The organism is Pseudoroseomonas cervicalis ATCC 49957 (assembly GCF_000164635.1).
Lineage (GTDB): Bacteria > Pseudomonadota > Alphaproteobacteria > Acetobacterales > Acetobacteraceae > Pseudoroseomonas > Pseudoroseomonas cervicalis.
In genome coordinates this window covers 1-1,233 of record NZ_GG771027.1, presented here as the reverse complement: position 1 = coordinate 1,233, position 1,233 = coordinate 1, and the positions used below count along the sequence as shown (strand labels likewise).

2 protein-coding genes are annotated in these 1,233 nt (G+C 77.0%); one reads left to right on the top strand and one right to left on the bottom strand.

Going from position 1 to position 1,233, the window contains the following annotated elements:
• Positions 1-321 precede the first annotated feature (321 nt).
• Positions 322-750: an SRPBCC family protein gene (locus tag HMPREF0731_RS21470; RefSeq protein WP_040614350.1), complete on the bottom strand. Its 429-nt coding sequence runs from the start codon at positions 748-750 to the stop codon at positions 322-324.
• Positions 751-955: 205 nt separating this feature from the next.
• On the opposite strand from HMPREF0731_RS21470, the gene HMPREF0731_RS21465 reads away from it, so the two are divergent.
• A partial coding sequence (locus HMPREF0731_RS21465) for a hypothetical protein (protein WP_040614349.1) occupies positions 956-1,233 on the top strand: 278 nt, incomplete at its 3' end.

Sequence of the window (1,233 nt, the reverse complement as noted above, 5' to 3'; positions counted from 1 at the left end):
CCGGGTCGGGCGGCGGCCAGGGGCCCAGGCGGCGGGCCAGGCCGGGCAGGGGGATGTCGGTGAAAAGACGATGCGCGGCCATGGCTCAGCCAGGGGCCGGGCAGGGCGCGGTGGGCGCGGGGGCGGGCCCGGCGCAGGCGGGCGGCGAAAGGGACATGCGCGGCTCAGCCTTCTGCTGATGCAAAGTGCCGGCATGCTATGCGAAAAATTATAAGGAGACGCTAAGGCCCGCTCGGTGGCAGCCCGGTGCCGCCCACGAAAAACCCCGCCCCGTGCGCCCGGGCGGGGTTCCTGGAGCGGAGGCCAGGGCCGGGGAGGGGGCTAGCGGTCCGGCTCCGCCTCGCGGCCATGGCCATAGGCGCGGCCCGGCGCATCCGGCATGGGCAGGTCCGGGTCGCCGCCGCCCGCCCGCTCGACCTGCGACTTCACGCTGTGCAGCGCCGCCTCCATCCCGTGCCGCACCGCCTCCTCCGGGCTCTCCGGCTCGGTCGGGTCGGCCGGGCGCATGGCGTCGCGCTGCACGCGCAGCGTCAGCCGCGTCACGCCCCCGCTCTCCTCCGCCCGCCATTCGCCGGGCGGCTCGAAGCCCCAGGCGATGCGGCCACCCTGCGGGTCGGGCCGCAGCCCCTCGCGTGGCAGCGGGCCTTCCTCGCGCCGCAGCTGTGGCAGCCAGGCGCCCAGATGAGCGGGGTCCGCCAGCCAGGCCAGCACCACGGCGGCTGGCCGGGCAATGGTGATGTGGTGTTCCATGCCGCCGCAACGCCCACGCCGCGCGCGGGTTGCCGCAAGGCTGGCTCGCGCCTGGGGTCATCGACGGCGGGCGCGGCTTCCATTACCTGTTGCTTAAGAAGCCCGGTCTCTTCCCCGCCCCCGCCGCCACGGACCCGCCCGCCATGCCTTCCGCCCCCGCCTGCCATCCCCTCCCTCCCGCCTCGCGCGCCGGGCAGGGCTGAGCATGCCGGCCCCGCTGCTGCTCGCCGTCAGCCCGGACCCGGCGCGGCGCGCCGACTGGGTGCGGCTGTTCCAGGACAGCGGGTTGCGCCAGGCCGAGGCCGCGCCGGAGGAGGACCTTCCCGCCCTGGTGCTGCGGCTGGAGGCGGCGGCGCTGCTGCTGGAGGCGACGGGGCCGGCGGACGCGGTGGCCGCCCTCTGCACCGCCCTGCGCCACAGCCAGCCGGAGCTGGTGCTGCTGGCGCTGGGCGGGCCGCAGGCGCGGCATGCGGCGCTGGAGGG

Bases quoted from the DNA above. Each gene is read 5' to 3' on its own strand.
- HMPREF0731_RS21470 (WP_040614350.1), bottom strand. From the start codon at position 750: ATGGAACACCACATCACCATTGCCCGGCCAGCCGCCGTGGTGCTGGCC.